Annotated in this window: 14 protein-coding genes; 4 read left to right on the forward strand and 10 right to left on the reverse strand. The window is 62.0% G+C overall.

From position 1 onward, the window contains the following. Positions 1–6: 6 nt before the first annotated feature. Positions 7–1,377, forward strand: coding sequence for a DUF2868 domain-containing protein (locus tag ACEN8Z_RS01330; protein WP_495596551.1), 1,371 nt, complete (start codon positions 7–9; stop codon positions 1,375–1,377). Continuing rightward, positions 1,370–2,746 (forward strand): GTPase/DUF3482 domain-containing protein, encoded by a 1,377-nt coding sequence (locus ACEN8Z_RS01335; RefSeq protein ID WP_495596552.1) that lies wholly within the window; start codon positions 1,370–1,372, stop codon positions 2,744–2,746. The genes ACEN8Z_RS01330 and ACEN8Z_RS01335 overlap by 8 nt, the downstream gene beginning before the upstream one ends. Before the next feature lie 132 nt (positions 2,747–2,878). Here the strand turns inward: ACEN8Z_RS01335 and ACEN8Z_RS01340 are convergent, their stop codons facing one another. The 7 genes from ACEN8Z_RS01340 to ACEN8Z_RS01370 form a co-directional block, all read right to left on the reverse strand. Beyond that, entirely contained in the window at positions 2,879–3,436 is a 558-nt protein-coding gene (locus ACEN8Z_RS01340) for a phosphonate degradation HD-domain oxygenase (protein WP_495596553.1), read from the reverse strand. After that, positions 3,436–4,569 carry a TIGR03364 family FAD-dependent oxidoreductase gene (locus ACEN8Z_RS01345; RefSeq protein ID WP_007995503.1) on the reverse strand — a complete coding sequence of 378 codons (1,134 nt, stop codon included), beginning with the start codon at positions 4,567–4,569 and terminating at the stop codon, positions 3,436–3,438. Before ACEN8Z_RS01345 ends, ACEN8Z_RS01340 begins: the two co-directional genes overlap by 1 nt. 117 nt (positions 4,570–4,686) lie before the next feature. Further along, the gene (locus ACEN8Z_RS01350) at positions 4,687–5,712 is read right to left on the reverse strand and encodes a putative 2-aminoethylphosphonate ABC transporter substrate-binding protein (protein ID WP_495596554.1); all 1,026 of its coding nucleotides are present in this window, start codon (positions 5,710–5,712) and stop codon (positions 4,687–4,689) included. A gap of 54 nt (positions 5,713–5,766) precedes the next feature. Further along, positions 5,767–7,491 (reverse strand): putative 2-aminoethylphosphonate ABC transporter permease subunit, encoded by a 1,725-nt coding sequence (locus tag ACEN8Z_RS01355; protein ID WP_495596555.1) that lies wholly within the window; start codon positions 7,489–7,491, stop codon positions 5,767–5,769. Then, entirely contained in the window at positions 7,491–8,567 is a 1,077-nt protein-coding gene (locus ACEN8Z_RS01360; protein WP_495596556.1) for a putative 2-aminoethylphosphonate ABC transporter ATP-binding protein, read from the reverse strand. The genes ACEN8Z_RS01355 and ACEN8Z_RS01360 overlap by 1 nt, the downstream gene beginning before the upstream one ends. Positions 8,568–8,817: 250 nt before the next feature. Beyond that, on the reverse strand, positions 8,818–9,681 hold the full coding sequence (locus ACEN8Z_RS01365; protein WP_442096299.1) for a LysR family transcriptional regulator: 864 nt from the start codon (positions 9,679–9,681) through the stop codon (positions 8,818–8,820). 16 nt (positions 9,682–9,697) lie between these two features. Further along, positions 9,698–11,959, reverse strand: coding sequence for a heavy metal translocating P-type ATPase (locus ACEN8Z_RS01370; protein WP_495596557.1), 2,262 nt, complete (start codon positions 11,957–11,959; stop codon positions 9,698–9,700). 93 nt (positions 11,960–12,052) lie between these two features. On the opposite strand from ACEN8Z_RS01370, the gene cadR reads away from it, so the two are divergent. Beyond that, positions 12,053–12,502, forward strand: a complete 450-nt coding sequence (gene cadR, locus ACEN8Z_RS01375; RefSeq protein WP_495596558.1) for a Cd(II)/Pb(II)-responsive transcriptional regulator — start codon at positions 12,053–12,055, stop codon at positions 12,500–12,502. A 135-nt stretch (positions 12,503–12,637) separates the two neighbouring features. Here cadR and ACEN8Z_RS01380 read toward each other — a convergent pair whose 3' ends face one another. The 3 genes from ACEN8Z_RS01380 to ACEN8Z_RS01390 all read right to left on the reverse strand — a co-directional run bounded on the left by ACEN8Z_RS01380 (position 12,638) and on the right by ACEN8Z_RS01390 (position 15,351). Further along, positions 12,638–13,609, reverse strand: coding sequence for a thymidylate synthase (locus tag ACEN8Z_RS01380; protein ID WP_495596559.1), 972 nt, complete (start codon positions 13,607–13,609; stop codon positions 12,638–12,640). A gap of 49 nt (positions 13,610–13,658) precedes the next feature. Beyond that, on the reverse strand, positions 13,659–14,471 hold the full coding sequence (gene lgt / locus ACEN8Z_RS01385) for a prolipoprotein diacylglyceryl transferase (protein WP_495596560.1): 813 nt from the start codon (positions 14,469–14,471) through the stop codon (positions 13,659–13,661). Positions 14,472–14,568: 97 nt separating this feature from the next. Then, positions 14,569–15,351 (reverse strand): sulfite exporter TauE/SafE family protein, encoded by a 783-nt coding sequence (locus ACEN8Z_RS01390; RefSeq protein WP_007995515.1) that lies wholly within the window; start codon positions 15,349–15,351, stop codon positions 14,569–14,571. Between the two features lie 135 nt (positions 15,352–15,486). Here ACEN8Z_RS01390 and ACEN8Z_RS01395 point away from each other — a divergent pair, with 135 nt between their 5' ends. Continuing rightward, positions 15,487–16,233, forward strand: a complete 747-nt coding sequence (locus ACEN8Z_RS01395) for an NRDE family protein (RefSeq protein ID WP_495596561.1) — start codon at positions 15,487–15,489, stop codon at positions 16,231–16,233. Positions 16,234–16,303: the final 70 nt, after the last annotated feature.

Here is a 16,303-nt window from a genome sequence, read left to right on the forward strand (position 1 = left end):
TGCCGCGTGACTGAACTCAATACCCTCTGGCTGACAGAAACCATCCGCCTGCGCGAAGAACACGCTGGCCCCCTGGACGATCTGGAGGCCAACCGACTGGCCCGCAGCGCCGGGGGCGACTTGCCGTCGCGCATTCAACGCCGCGCCCTGTGGCTGGCCGAACGCGATGGCCTGGCGGCGGCTCTCACACACTGGTTGCAAGGTGCACGACTGGCGCTGATCGTAATGGCGGTGCTGGCCGTGATCAGCGGCGCCGGCCTGGCCTTTGCCGCAATGGGTGACGGCCTGCACCCGGTGAATGTGTTCTGGGCCTTGGGCAGCCTGCTCGGGCTCAATCTGATCCTGCTGCTGAGCTGGGGCCTGGGCCTGGTATTTGCCGGCGAACACGGCGCCAGCCTCGGACGCCTGTGGCTATGGCTGAGTGAAAAACTCGCCCGAGACGCCAAAGCCGCGCAACTGGCCCCCGCCCTGCTCCTGTTGTTGCAACGGCAGAAGCTCAATCGCTGGGCCATCGGTGTACTGGTCAACAGCCTGTGGTTGCTGGCGATGCTCAGCGCACTGGTCATCCTGCTGATGTTGATGGCAACCCGACGCTACGGCTTCGTCTGGGAAACCACGATTCTCAGCGCCGACACCTTCATTGCCATGACCCAGGCCCTCGGCGCGTTGCCGGCCCTGCTCGGCTTCAGCGTGCCAACCGAGGAGATGATCCGCGCCAGCGGCGATGCGGCATTGAACATCGAAAGCGCCCGACAGGCCTGGGCCGCGTGGCTGGTCGGTGTGCTGTTGGTTTACGGTGTGGTGCCGCGCCTGCTGCTCGCGCTGTTTTGCCTGTGGCGCTGGAAGACGGGTCAAACGGCGCTGCGCCTGGATTTGAACCTGCCCGGTTACGCACAACTGCGCGAGCGTTTGATGCCCACCAGCGAGCGCCTCGGCGTCAGCGATGCGGCACCGGCGCAACTGCACCGCGTGGAAAGCGGCGTGACTGAACAGCAAAGTGACGGCGCGTTACTAGTCGCCATCGAGCTGGACGACCAGCGCCCGTGGCCTCCGCAATTGCCGAAAAACGTGAGCAACGCCGGCATCCTCGACAGCCGCGAATCGCGGCACAAACTCCTCGAACAATTGAGCCGTTTCCCCCCGGCGCGCCTGGCCATCGCGTGCGATCCACGGCGCTCGCCGGATCGCGGCAGCCTCGCCCTGATTGCCGAACTGGCCCGCAGCGCCAGCGCCACCCGCGTGTGGTTGTTGCAGGCGCCATCCGGTGAAGCACTCGACGCCGAACGCCTCGGCGACTGGCACGTGGCGCTGCAACAACTGGAGCTGCCATTTGCCGATTGTGCACCGATGAACTGGCTGGAGACGGGTCATGACTGACACCTGGAAGCAGCCTCTGAAACTCGCCGTCGTCGGTCACACCAACGTCGGTAAAACCTCGTTGCTGCGCACCCTGACCCGCGACGTCGGCTTCGGTGAAGTGTCCCATCGCCCCAGCACCACGCGGCATGTTGAGGGCGCACGGCTGTCGGTGGACGGCGAGCCGTTGCTCGACCTCTACGACACCCCTGGCCTGGAAGACGCCATCGCCCTGCTCGATTACCTCGAACGCCTGGAGCGTCCCGGCGAACGTCTCGACGGCCCGGCGCGGCTGGCTCGATTCCTGGAGAGCAGCGAAGCACGCCAGCGCTTCGAACAGGAGGCCAAGGTGCTGCGGCAATTGCTGACCTGCGATGCCGGTCTCTACGTGATCGACGCCCGCGAACCGGTGCTGGCCAAGTACCGTGACGAACTGGAAGTGCTGGCCGGTTGTGGCAAGCCGCTGCTGCCGGTGCTGAATTTTGTCAGCAGCGCCAACCACCGCGAACCGGCGTGGCGTGAAGCCTTGGCGCGTCTTGGTTTACATGCGTTGGTGCGGTTCGACAGCGTTGCGCCGCCCGAGGATGGCGAGCGTCGACTCTATGAAAGTCTCGCGCTGTTGCTGGAACATTCCCGCCCGCAACTGGAGCGGTTGATTGCCGATCAACAGGCACAACGCCTGGCACGTCAGCAGAGTGCCGCGCGGCTGATTGCCGAATTGTTGATTGATTGCGCGGCCTGCCGACGCAGTGTGGTCAGTGATGCCGAGCAGGAACAACAGGCGATCAGCGAGCTGCGCAAAGCCGTACGCCAGCGTGAACAGCATTGCGTCGAAGCCTTGCTCAAGCTCTATGCCTTCCGCCCCCAGGATGCCGCCGCCAGTGATTTGCCGCTGCTCGACGGCCGTTGGGGCGATGACCTGTTCAATCCGGAAACCCTCAAGCAACTGGGCGTGCGCGTCGGTGGCGGTATCGCCGCGGGTGCCGCCGCCGGGGCCGGGGTCGACTTGTTGGTGGGCGGGATTACTCTGGGTGCGGCGGCACTGGCCGGGGCCATCGCCGGTGGCGCGCTGCAAACCGCGCGCAGTTATGGCAGCCGTTTGCTCGGCAAGATCAAGGGCCAGCGCGAACTGACGGTGGATGACAACGTGCTGCGCCTGTTGGCGTTGCGCCAACGGCAATTGCTGCAAGCGCTGAACGCCCGTGGGCATGCGGCGATGGACAGCATTCAGCTGGCCACGCCCCAGGACAAGAGCTGGCGCGAAGGCAAGCTACCCGAAGCCTTGAACAAGGCCCGGGCGCATCCGCAGTGGTCGTCGCTCAATCCTTATCCAAAATTGAATCAGGCGGAGCGGCAGGAGCAGGTTGAGGTTCTGGCACAGCAGCTGTAGTCACCGGAACATTTGTGTTGTTTGAACTGGCGCCATCGCGAGCAGGCTCGCTCCTACAGTGGATTTGTGCCGATTACAGATCCCCTGTAGGAGCGAGCCTGCTCGCGATGGCCGCGCCTCGGTTCAAAAGCTTTATGCAGCCAACAGGCGCACCGCTTTGCCCTTCAACACAGCCAGATCAATCACCGGCACATGCATCTCTTTCGCCAGCTCATCCCACTGACGCATGCGCAAACTCACGGCACACAGCGGATCTTGCGCGAAAGCTTCTGCCTCGGCCTCGGTCATCACCCCTCCCTGATACTCCAGGGTCCGGCGGCTGGCTTCGCTCAATCGGTCGTAATACCCAGGCTCCTTCAACGTCAGGTAGCGCTTGGCCTGAACGTGATACTCCACCAGTCGCGCCATGCGTTCGCTGAAGCCGGCGCGACGCAGGTAGTCGGCACCGAGGCGCTCATGGCTGACCACTCCGAAGCCGCCCATGTTCTCCGCGCTTTCAGCGCAGATATGCCCGATGTCATGAAAGAACGCCGCCAGTACCACTTCGTCGTCGAAGCCTTCGGCCATGGCCAGCACCGCCGCCTGGGACATGTGCTCGATCTGCGACACCGGCTCGCCGATGTAGTCTCTGTCGCCAAAGCGCTCGTACAAACCGAACACCTCGGCGATCACTTGCTTATGGCGCTTCATCAGATTTCCTCCAATACCGTCGCAACGTTGCGTTCAGCCATCGCTGGTCCGACGCTCATGCCAACGCCAGTGTGCATCAACGCCACGCTCAGGCCTTTTGCCGGGCGCAGGAACGAGAACGGTCCCGGTCCCCGTGAACCATAGACACCCTGCCAGCGTTCGACCACTTGCACCTTGCAACCCAGGGTCTGCTCGGCCAGTTCGATCATCCACACATCGACCTGCTCGGCATTGAAGGGCGACGGATCGCGGCCGTAATGGTGCGAATCGCCAATGATCAACTCGCCATAGGGCGTCGGGCTGATCAGCAGGTGGATGCCGTTTTCGTGCAGATGCGGCGCGTACTGCAGAATTTCTGCCTGCACCGCCGCGGCCTCCGGCAAGTCGGCGAAGGCGCCGTAGTGCACGCAACTCAAACCGGTGAGCAAGGCGTGTTGCAGGTTGAGGTTGACGTGCGGTCGGGCGCGGAGCATCTGCAGGCGGCAGATTTGCGGGTCGAGTTCGGCGATCTGCTCGGCCAGCAAGGTCTGATAATCATGGCCGGAGCAGACGATGATTTGCTCGGCACTGAAGCTGCCGGCGGTGCTGTGCAGGCGACCGGGCTCGACATCGCGCACCAGGGTGGAAAAGTGAAACTTGACGCCCAGGTCACGGCGCAGGAAGTCGATCAGCGCCGCAATCGCTTCGCGCGAATACAGCTGCTGGTCGTCCATGCCGTGCAACGCCGCGCGGTGATGGCGGAACTGGCCGCCGTACAAATCGCGTAACGCAGCGCCGCGCAGCAGGTCGACGCGGTAACCGTGCTCCACCGCGCGGCCATCGCAGAAGGCTTCCAGCAGTTGTTCTTCCGCCTCGGTGCGGGCGAACAGGTACGAGCCATTGCGCTTGAGTTGCAGGCCGGCGAGCTGTGCCCAATCGCCCCAGATTGCGCGACTGGCGCGGGCCAGTTCCAGCATCGGTCCCGGCGGCTGGCCGGTGACCAGGGCCTGGCCGAAGTTGCGTACCGAGGCGCCAACAGGCGTTTCGCTGCGCTCGAAAACTGTGACCTTCAGACCGCGTTTGGCGGCGGCATACGCGTGGGACAAACCCAGGATGCCGGCGCCGACGATCAGCATGTCGTTGTGTTGTGTCATGACGAATTGTCCTGAATTCAAGACCGCTATCGCGAGCAAGCTCGCTCCCACAGGAGAACGCATTCCAGTGTGGGAGCGGGCTTGCTCGCGAAGAGGCCCTTTCAGCCGATGAAGATCTTACTTGGCTACCACTTTCTCGGACTTGCCGTCATAGCGCTTGCGCCATTCGGTCAGGATTTCGTCGCGATTCTTCGAAGCCCAGGCGAAGTCGTTCTTGATCAGGCGCTGTTCGTAGTCGGCCGGCAGTTCGGTCTGCGGCTTGGCGATGCCTGGCTGGGCGAGCACGGCGAAGTTTTCTTTGTAGAGTTCCATCGCCTCAGGGCTGGCGGAGAAGTCAGCCAGTTTCTTTGCGGCGTCTTCGTGGGCAGTGCCCTTGATCACGGCAGTCGCTTCGATCTCCCAGCCCAGGCCTTCCTTCGGCAGGATGATGTCCAGCGGCGCGCCTTTACGCTTGAGTTGAACAGCCGGGTATTCGAAGGAAATACCGATCGGGAATTCGCCGGCAGCCGCCAGTTTGCAAGGCTTGGAGCCAGAGTGAACGTACTGGCCGATGTTCTGGTGCAGGCCGTCCATGTACGCCCAGCCCTGCTTCTCGCCGAAGGTTTGCAGCCAGGCGCTGACGTCGAGGAAACCGGTGCCGGAGGATGCCGGGTTCGGCATCACGATCTTGCCCTTGTACTCAGGCTTGGTCAGGTCCTGCCAACTCACTGGCTTGGTCAGGCCCTGCTTCTCGGCTTCGACGGTGTTGAAGCAAATGGTCGCGGCCCAGACGTCCATGCCGACCCAGGCTGGCGGGCTGGCGGCGTCGCGGTAGTTGGCGCCGATCTTGCCAAGGTCTTTTGGTGCGTAGCTTTGCAGCATCCCTTGCTGATCGAGGATCGCCAGGCTGGAAGCGGCCAGGCCCCATACGGCGTCAGCCTGCGGGCGTTCTTTTTCGGCCAGCAGTTTGGCGGTGATGATGCCGGTGGAATCACGCACCCATTTGATTTCGACGTCCGGGTTGGTCTTTTCAAACGCGGCCTTGTAGGCGGTCAGCTGTTCGGCTTCGAGAGCGGTGTACACCGTCAACTCGGTTTTCGCCGCATAGGCGTTCAGGCTGAAAGCGGTGAGGACAGCAGCGGCCAGGGCCATAGGCTTGAACATGATCTTTTCCTGTTGTTGAGTTGAGTGGGTGCTTTCGGTTTGAGGAGAAGAGAATCAGTGGCCGGGCGCGGTCTGCCGCCAGGCCTGGGACCGGCGCAGCAAACCGCGCGAAGCCCAGGCCAGCAGCAGGGACACGCCCGCCGAGGTGAACAGAATCAGGGTCGACATCGCTGCCGCGCCGCCGACGTTGCCGGCGTCGTCCATGTTCAGCACCGCCACCGCCGCGAGGATGGTGTCGGGGCTGTAGAGGAAGATCGCCGCCGAGACGGTGGTCATGGCCGAGACGAACAGGTAGCGCACGATATCCAGCAACGCCGGCAGGCAGATCGGCACAGTGACCCGCAGGTAGTGGCGGTACAGGGGCGCCTTGAGCGACAGAGCGGCCGCTTCGAACTCGGCATCGAGTTGACGCAGCGCGGTGGTGGCGGTCATCTGCGCGGTGGTCAAATAGTGAGCAATGGTGCAGACGATCAACAGCGTCATGGTGCCGTAGAGCACGTGCAGCGGGTTGCCGGTGAGGTTGAAGAAGAAGACGTAACCCAACCCCAGCACCAGGCCTGGCACCGCCATCGGTACGAAACTGAGCATGCGCAAGGTCAGGTTCAGGCCGCGCTGACCCTTGGTTTTCTCCATCAGGTACGCACCAGTGAAGATCAGCAGGCTGCCGATCAACGCCGTGCCCAAGGCCATCTTCAGGCTGTTGCCGTAGGCCAGCCAGCCACCGCCGGCGGTTTCGTTGAACTGGTAATGGTTGAGCGACAGCGACAGGTTGTACGGCCAGAACTTCACCAAGGACGAGAACACCGCCATGCCGAACACCAGCAACAATGCGGCGCTGATCAACAGGACGATGGCCAGGTAGCAGCCGTCGCGCAGCTTCGATGGCTCCGGTTTGAACACCTGGGCACGGCCACTCATGGCGTCGCCGTGACGCCGACGCAACCAGGCATCGACCCCGAAGCTGAACAGCGCGGGCAGCAGCAACACCATGCCGATCAGCGCACCGCGACCGAACTGTTGCTGACCCACCACAGCCTTGTAGGCCTCCAGCGCCAGCACCTGATAGTCGCCACCGACCACCACCGGCACACCGAAGTCGGTGATGGTCAGAGTGAACACCAGGCAAAACGCGGCGAACACGGCCTGACGGGTCGCCGGCCAGGTAATGCTGCGAAAGGCTTTGGCAGAACTCGCACCCATGCTGGAGGCAGCGTCGAACAGTCGCGCATCGGCCAGGGACAGGGCCGACAGCAGAATCATCAAGGCGTGCGGGAAGGTGTAGATGACTTCGCCGAGCACAATGCCCCAGAAACCGTAGATGTTGTCCGAGAGCAAACCCCGCAACATGCCCTGGTTGCCGAACAGGTAAACCAGCGCAATGCCCGGCAGCATCGATGGCGCCATCAATGGCAGCAGCGAAATTCCACGCCAAATGCCTTTGGCCGGAATCAAGGTTCGTTGCAGAGCGTAGGCAAACAGATAGGCCAGAGGTACGACAATGGCGGCGACGCTGAGGGAAACCTTCAGGCTGTTACCGAGCAACCAGTGGAAGTTTTCGCTGGTCACCAGTTCTTTGGCAGCGACCCAACCACCGCCCTGCCCGGCTTCCGCACTGAAACCACGCCAGAAGATCGCCAGCAACGGCATCAAAACGGCAACGCCCAACAACACCAGCAGGAGGACTTTGCCGCCAACCACGAACAACCGGTCACCGATCTCGGCGCGGGTGGTCTGCCGAACCTGCTTTTGCGGCAGCGGCAGCGCGATGTTCGCGCTCATCAGGCAAACACCTGCAGGCTGCGCGGCGGCAAGGCGACCATGATCTGCCGGGCGCCAAGGCGCGGCATGGCTTCCGGTGCCAGCTCCGCCAACAGCGCATGGCCCGGTAATTGATCGAGCTCGAAGCTCATGCGGCAGCGGTTGCCGAGGAAGGTGATTTCACGAACCTTGGCCGGGAACAGGTTTTCCTCATGCACCAGCGGGTTGACATTGATCGCTTCCGGACGGCAGAACAAACGGCCGGACGAGGTTTTAGCGCTGCCATTGGCCAGGCGCATGTTCATCCCGCCGACCTGGGCGTGGCTATCGCTGCCGCTATGGAACGGCAACCAGTTGCCCTGGCCGACGAACTCCGCCACGAATGGCGTGGCCGGGCGGTTGTAGATTTCCTGCGGCGTGGCGTACTGCTCGACCTTGCCGTTGTTCATCACGGCGATGCGGTCGGCCATCAGCATGGCCTCGTCCTGGTTGTGGGTGACCATCAGGGTGGTGATGCCGAGGTTGCGTTGCAGTTGGCGCAGTTCGGTACACAGATGCTCGCGCACCCGGGCATCGAGGGCCGACATCGGTTCGTCGAGCAGCAACAGCGAAGGCGCGGGCGCCAGGGCTCGGGCCAGTGCCACCCGTTGCTGCTGACCGCCGGACAACTGGCCCGGGTACTTTTTCTCGCTGCCGGTCAGGCCAACCAGTTCCAGCATCTGACCGACCCGACGGCGCACTTCGTCGCGACCGCTGCCGGCGAGGCCGTAGGCGATGTTCGCTTCGACGGTAAGATTGGGGAACAACGCGTAGGACTGGAACAGAATGCCGTAGTCCCGCGCCTGGGGCGCCAGGAGGGAAACATCGCGATCACCCAGGTACAACTCGCCGCTGTCCTGCTTCTCCAGACCGGCGATGCAGCGCAGCAAGGTGGTTTTGCCACAGCCCGACGGGCCGAGCAGGCACACCAGCTCACCGGCCGCCACGTCGAGGGAAACGTTATCCAGCGCCGTGAAGGCGCCAAAACGTTTCTGTACGCCGCGCACTTTCATTGGTGCGCCGGGGTTGGTCAGGGCAGTTGCGATCGAGTTGTTCATGGACGGACCTCATCTAGCAGATGGGGCCATCCTAGGGTTGTAATGAGTCCGTCATGTGGCAATAAGGCAAAAACTGCCGATAGTGGTATTCAAGGATTTTGGGTTAAATTTTGAGTCGCCTGATCAGCCGCCATCGCGAGCAAGCTCGCTCCCACAGGGATTTTTGGTGTTCACACAATTTGTGTTTCACCTCAAACCCACTGTGGGAGCGAGCTCGCTCGCGATGAGGCCGGTACAGACACCCCAGAATTCAGGCCGGGGCCATTTCCTGCGCCAACCCCAGAAACGCCGCCGGTAGCCGCGCGCCTTTGCGCTCCTTGAGACAGTACAGGTACTCGGGAATCTGTGGCGCGTTCTCGATGGTCAGCACCCGCAGCTGCGGATCATGGGGCACTTCCTGGCGGGCAATGATGCTGATGCCGATGTTGCGCAGCACCGCTTCACGGATCGATTCGCGACTGCCGATCTCCAGCAGCGGGCCGAAACACACGCCGGCGCTGGCCAGCAACTCTTCGGTCAGGCGACGGGTGGTCGAGCCCGGCTCGCGCATCAGCAAGGTATGCCCGGCCAAGGCGCCGAGTGGTACGTGATCGTGAACCGCCAGCGGATGATTGCGATGCACCGCCAGCACCAGCGGATCGCTGCCGAGCACCCGGCGAATCAGCCGCGCGTCATCGAGCAACTGTGACGACGCCGCGACATCGACCCGGTAATCCTCCAGCGCTTCAAGCACCTGTTGGGAGTTGCCGATTTCGACCGAGACCTCCACTTGCGGCAGGCGTTCGCGGAAAGTCTTCACCAGGTCGAGGATGTAATACGGCGCCGTGGCGGCAATGCGCAATGTGCCCTGGACCTGGCCGCAGTTGCGCAGAAAAAACTCGATGTCGGCTTCCTGTTGCATCAGCACCTTGACCATCGGCAGCAGCCGCGCACCTTCCTCGCTGACGCTGAGGCGCCGGCCGCCACGGTAGAACAGTTCGACCGAATACTGGCTTTCGAGGTTGCGGATCTGCGTCGTCACCGTCGGCTGGCTCAGGCCGAGCTTCTTTGCAGCCTGGGTAATGCTGCCCAGGCGGGCCACCATGTAAAACGCCTTCAGCTCGGCACTCAGCACAACTGTCCCTCATCCTTTATTTGCGCAGCAGGCGCAAACCATTGAACACCACCAACAAGCTCACGCCCATGTCGGCGAACACCGCCATCCACATGGTAGCGAGCCCGGCGAAGGTTACCCCAAGAAAGATCGCCTTGATGACCAAAGCCAGGGCGATGTTTTGTTTGAGGATGCTCGATGTTTGCCGCGACAGGCGAATGAATGCAGGGATTTTGCGCAGATCGTCGTCCATCAGGGCGACATCGGCGGTTTCGATAGCGGTATCGGTGCCCGCGGCGGCCATCGCAAAACCTATCTCGGAACGCGCCAGCGCAGGCGCGTCGTTGATGCCGTCGCCGACCATGCCGACCCGGTGCCCTTGGGTATAAAGAGCCTCGATAGCCTGCAATTTGTCCCCCGGCAACAGGTCGCCCTTGGCCTCGTCGATGCCGACCTGCGCAGCGATGGCTTGCGCGGTGTGGACGTTATCGCCCGTGAGCATCAGGGTTTTGATGCCCAGCTCATGCAGTTGCCGGATGGCTTCGCGGCTGGACGCTTTTACCGTATCGGCGACGGCGAACAGCGCCAACGGGCCGGACGATTCAAGCAGCAGCACCACCGACTTGCCCTGTTTCTCCAGGGCAAACAGCTTCTCTTCCAGCGCCGGCGAACACAGGCCAAGATCCTCCACCAGACGATGGTTGCCCAAATGGTAGAGCTGGCCGTTGATCTCGCCACGCACACCGCGCCCGCCCACCGCTTCGAAGTTATCCACAATCAGCGTCGCGGTTTGTTTATCCACAGCCGCTTTGGCGATGGCCTGGGAAACCGGGTGATCCGAGCGCCCGGCCAGCGCAGCGGCAATTGCCGGGGCCGATTCGTCGGCGGTCGGGTCAAGCGACTGGTAATCGGTCTGCACCGGTTTGCCGTGGGTGATGGTGCCGGTTTTGTCCAGGGCCAGGTAGTCGAGCTTGTAACCGCCCTCCAGATAGACGCCCCCCTTGACCAGAATGCCTTTGCGCGCCGCCGCCGCGAGGCCGCTGACGATGGTCACCGGCGTGGAAATTACCAGCGCACACGGACAGGCAACCACCAGCAGCACCAGCGCCCGGTATATCCAGTCAAACCACAACGCGCCCATGAACAATGGCGGGATCACCGCTACGGCCAGGGCCAGGACGAACACCGCCGGAGTGTAGATTTTCGAGAAACTGTCGACAAAACGCTGGGTCGGCGCCCGCGCACCCTGGGCTTGCTCGACGGCGTGGATGATACGGGCCAGGGTTGAGTTATCCGCGGCGGCGGTCACCGCATACTCCAGGGAACCGGCCTGATTGATGGTGCCGGCGAACACTTTGTCGCCGACGTTTTTTTCCACCGGCAGACTTTCACCGGTAATCGGCGCCTGATCGATAGTCGACCGGCCGGACAGCACTTCACCGTCCAGGCCGATGCGCTCACCGGGACGGACCCGCACCCGCGCGCCGAGCCCAACGGTTTTGACATCCTGCTCAAGCCAGCTCCCGTCAGACTGCAACACCGTTGCCGTGTCGGGGGTCATCTGCATCAGGCCGCCGATGGCATTGCGCGCGCGGTCGAGGGATCTGGCTTCGATCAACTCGGCCACGGTGAACAGGAACATCACCATGGCCGCTTCCGGCCACTGGCCGATCAGCACCGCGCCGGTCACGGCAATGCTCATCAAGGCGTTGATGTTCAGGTTGCGGTTTTTAAGGGCGATCCAGCCTTTTTTGTAGGTGCCGAGGCCACCACTGAGGATCGAGACCAGTGCGATAACCGCCACCACCCAGTTCGGTGCGGAAGCGGTGAAGTGGATAACTTCCGCCAGCAATGCACCCACACCGGACAGTGCCAGGGGCCACCACGGCTTTTTCCGGGACGCCGGCGTCGGGGTTTCAGCCCCCTGTTCCATTGGCTCGGCCTGCATGCCCAAGGATTTGATGGCCTCGACGATCGGCTCGATACCGGGCAAATCATGGGTCACGCCGAGCACCCGGTTAATCAGATTGAACTCAAGCTGCTGTACCCCGGTCAGTTTACTTAGCTTGTTCTGGATCAGTGTCTGCTCGGTTGGACAGTCCATCGCCTCAATGCGAAAACTGCTCAGCCGGGCCCCGGGCGTTGGCGACTCGCTCAGTTTTATCACCGCGGGTGCAGTCGCCCTGGAAGAACAGCAGGCGTCGTCGTGATCGCCATGGCCATGCTTTTGCAGCGGCTTGAGCTGGTGGCTGTGTTCATGTTCAGCCCCGGGTTTGTGGGAGTGCAGGGAATCGCTCATTGGTTGCGTCCATAAGAGTGCCTGTTGCCAAGTAAAGACCCTGTAGCCACTATAGGGTCAAGCACCGATTCTGGAGTTTTGGAGATTGGCGTCATGAAGATTGGAGAGTTGGCGAAACTCACGGACTGCGCCGTGGAAACGATCCGCTACTACGAGCGCGAGAACCTGCTGCCGGAACCGGCCCGCAGCGACGGCAACTATCGCGTCTATACCCAGGCTCACGCCGAGCGCCTGACCTTCATCCGCAACTGTCGCACCCTCGACATGACGCTCGAAGAAATCCGCAGCCTGCTGGCGTTCCGCGACAGTCCGCAGGACCAGTGCGAAAGCGTCAACGCGTTGATCGACGAGCACATCCACCATGTGAAGGCGCGAATCGACGGCTTGCTGGCCTTGCAGACACAACTGCTCGACCTGCGCCAACGCTGTGGCGAGGGGCCGGGAGTCGATCAATGCGGGATTTTACAGCGGCTGGAAGTGACCGGCGGAGTTGTGGCGACGGAAGTGGAGCATTCACATGTGGGCCGTAGTCACGGCCACTAAGAACACCACCTACCCCCTGTAGGAGCGAGCTTGCTCGCGATGGTCGTGAACGATGACGCGTCTTGTCTGAAAAAACGAGTCGTCCTTGAGTTCATCGCGAGCAAGCTCGCTCCTACAGGGGGATGGCTTGAGGTGTTAAACCGCCATCGGCGCGGTCATCGGCGCGTGGTGTTCGTAGCCTTCCAGCGAAAAATCACCCGGCTCCACCAGCTCCAGCCATTCCGGCTGGTAAACGCCAGTCTTGGCAAACTCCGGCACACGGTCGGAAATCACCAGTTTCGGCATCGGGAACGGCTCGCGCTTGAGCTGCTCGCTGAGCATGTCCAGGTGGTTCTCGTAGACGTGCGCATCGCCGATGAAATAGGTGAACCAGCGCGGCGTGTAGCCGGTCAGGCGCCCGATCAGGCTCAGCAGTGCGGCACCTTCGGTCAGGTTGAACGGCGTGCCCAGGCCCAGGTCGTTGGAGCGGATGTAGAGAGTCAGGGAGATCTCTTTGGTCTCGACATTCGGGTGGAACTGGTAGAGCAGGTGGCACGGCGGCAGGGCCATTTCATCGAGCTGGGCGCAGTTCCAGCCGTGGAACAGGATACGGCGGCTGCCCGGGTCCTTGATGATGGTATCGACGCACTGGCGGACCTGGTCGATGGCTTTGTACAGCACCACGTAGGCCTGTCCGTCTTCTTCACCTTCGGCGATCTGGCGATAGCCTTGCTTCAGGGTCTGCTCGATGGCGGCCTGGTTGCTGACCGGGATCTGCTTGTACGCCGGCCATTTGCGCCATTGCACGCCGTAGATCTCGCCGAGGTCGTCTTCACCCTGGCGGAACGGGTTGGCCAGCCACTGGGCGTTTTCGTTGGCGTTCTGGTCCCAGACCTTGCAGCCCAACGCACGGAATTCGGCAGCGTTGTTCACGCCACGCAGGAATCCGCACATTTCGCCAATGGCCGATTTGAACGCCATCTTGCGCGTGGTGATCGCCGGGAAACCTTCCTGCAGGTCATAACGCAGCATCGCACCGGGAAAACTGATGGTGTTCACGCCGGTACGGTTGGCCTGCTTGGTGCCGTTCTTGATGACGTGGGCGACCAGTTCGAGATATTGCTTCATGAGTTACCTGTGTCCTTGAACCCGCAGCCATCGCTGCGGGGTTCGAATTTTATACGGCTGCCGCTGGAGTTGCCGGGGCGCGGTGATACGCCAGCCAGATCAGGACCAGTCCGCCGACGATCATCGGCAGGCACAGCACCTGGCCCATGGTCAGCCAGTTCCAGGCCAGATAGCCCAATTGCGCGTCCGGCACTCGGACGAACTCGACGATGAAACGGAAGATGCCGTAGAACAGCGCAAACATCCCGGAGACCGCCATGGTCGGCCGCGGCTTGCGCGAGAACAACCAGAGGATCAGGAACAGCGCTACGCCTTCGAGGGCGAACTGGTACAGCTGCGACGGGTGACGCGGCAACTGCGCCGGGTCACTGAACGGCGGGAAGATCATCGCCCACGGCACGTCGGTCGGCTTGCCCCACAGCTCGGCGTTGATGAAGTTGCCGATACGCCCGGCACCCAGGCCAATCGGCACCATCGGCGCAACGAAGTCCATCAGTTGGAAGAACGACTTGTTGTTCTTCTTGCCGAACCACAACGCCGCCAGCATCACGCCGATGAAACCGCCGTGGAACGACATGCCGCCCTTCCACACTTCGAAAATCAGCGTCGGGTTGGCAAGGTAAGCGCTCAGATCGTAGAACAGCACATAACCCAGTCGCCCGCCGACGATCACCCCCATCGACATCCAGAACACCATGTCGGAGAGTTTTTCCTTGGTCCAGGTCGGGTCGAAGCGGTTCATGCGGCGGGACGCCAGCAGCCAGGCGCCGCCGATGCCGATCAGGTACATCAGACCGTACCAGTGGATTTTCAGCGGACCGATGGCCAGGGCCACCGGGTCGATCTGCGGGTAAGGCAGCATTGCGACTCCTCGTTAGAGTTCAAATCTTAAAAATTCCCGGGCGACGCTGCCACCTCAGGATTAAGCCAGGATTGCGCTGCCCGTCAGAGCAGATGCTTCAGACTAGAAAGTTCAGACCGACGCAGAACAGCAAAGCGGCAAACAGCCTTTTCAGCAACTTCGGCGACAACCTGTGAGCCAATCGCGCACCCAAGCGGGCGAACACCATGCTGGTCAGGGCAATGCCCAGCAGCGCCGGCAAATAAATGAAACCCAGACTATGGGCCGGGAGCAACGGATCGTGCCAGCCCAAAATCATGAAACTTAATGCACTGGCCAGGGCAATCGGCAGACCGCAGGCCGATGAGGTGGCCACGGCTTGCTGCATCGGCACGCTGCGCCAGGTCAGGAACGGCACGGTCAACGAACCGCCGCCAATGCCAAAAATCGCCGAAGCCCAGCCAATCACGCTGCCGGCCACGGTCAGACCGAGTTTACCCGGCACGGTTCGGCTGGCCTTGGGTTTGAGGTCCAGTGTCAATTGCGCAGCGATCACCAACGCGAACACGCCGATGATTTTCTGCAGGTTCGGTCCGGAAATCGCCTCGGCGGTCAGTGCGCCGAACCCGGCACCGATCAGAATGCCGACGGTCATCCATACGAAGATCGGCCAACGCACGGCGCCTCGGCGGTGATGCTCACGGACCGCGTTGACCGAGGTGAAGATAATCGTCGCCAGGGAGGTACCCACTGCCAGATGCGTGAGGATCGATGGATCGAACCCTTGCGCTTTGAAACTGAACACCAGCACCGGAACGATAATGATCCCGCCGCCTACCCCGAACAGCCCGGCCAGCACGCCTGCGCAGGCGCCGAGCGCCAGATAGAGCAGAAATTCCATGGTCGTTCCCGCTCGCCTCCCCAAAACCGGAGCGGCATGGTAACGGATGCATGGCCTCAAGCTCCACTGTGCAAGGCGATGGATCGATGAGCGATGTCTGCGTAGAGTGGGCAAAAAACACACAAGGACAGCCTTATGTGCCTGATTGTTTTTGCCTGGCGCCCGGGTCATGCCCAGCCGCTGGTCGTGGCGGCCAATCGCGATGAGTTCTACGCCCGCCCCAGCCTGCCGCTGGCGCAATGGCCCGAAGCGCCCCAGGTGTACGCCGGACGCGACCTGGAGGCCGGTGGTACCTGGCTCGGTGTCGGTGCCAACGGACGCTTTGCCGCGCTGACCAACATTCGCGATCCCCAGCAGCCACCGGGGCGCAGGTCTCGTGGAGAACTGGTGGCGCGGTTTCTCACCGGGGAAGTATCGATTGATGATTATTTGAGCGACGTTGTCGCACGTTCGTCGGAATATGGCGGCTTTAACCTGCTGGTCGGCAATGCCAACGAACTCTGGCACTTCAATGCCCGGGAATCTGGGCCTGTGATGTTGCCTGCCGGGGTTCATGGGCTGTCGAACGCCGGGCTGGATACGCCCTGGCCGAAACTGCTCAAGGCCAAAGCGGCGTTGAGCGAGGTGCTGGACGATCCGCAGCCTCAAGCATTGCTGGCGTTATTGAGCGATTCGCAGCAAGCACCGTTTGCCGAGTTGCCGGATACGGGGGTCGGCTTGGCCACCGAGACACTGCTATCGAGTGTGTTTATCGCCAGTCAGAGTTACGGGACTCGGGCCAGTACGGCGTTGATCGTGCAGGCGGATGGGACGCGGCATCTGGTCGAACGCAGTTTCGGGCCGTTTGGCGGGCATTTGGGGGAAGTGGAAATCAGGCTTTAGTTTTTTGTTGCCTGTACTGGCCCCATCGCGAGCAAGCTCGCTCCCACAGTGGACTTGTGCAGGTTCACTG

It is taken from the genome of Pseudomonas sp. Pseusp10, assembly GCF_059492225.1.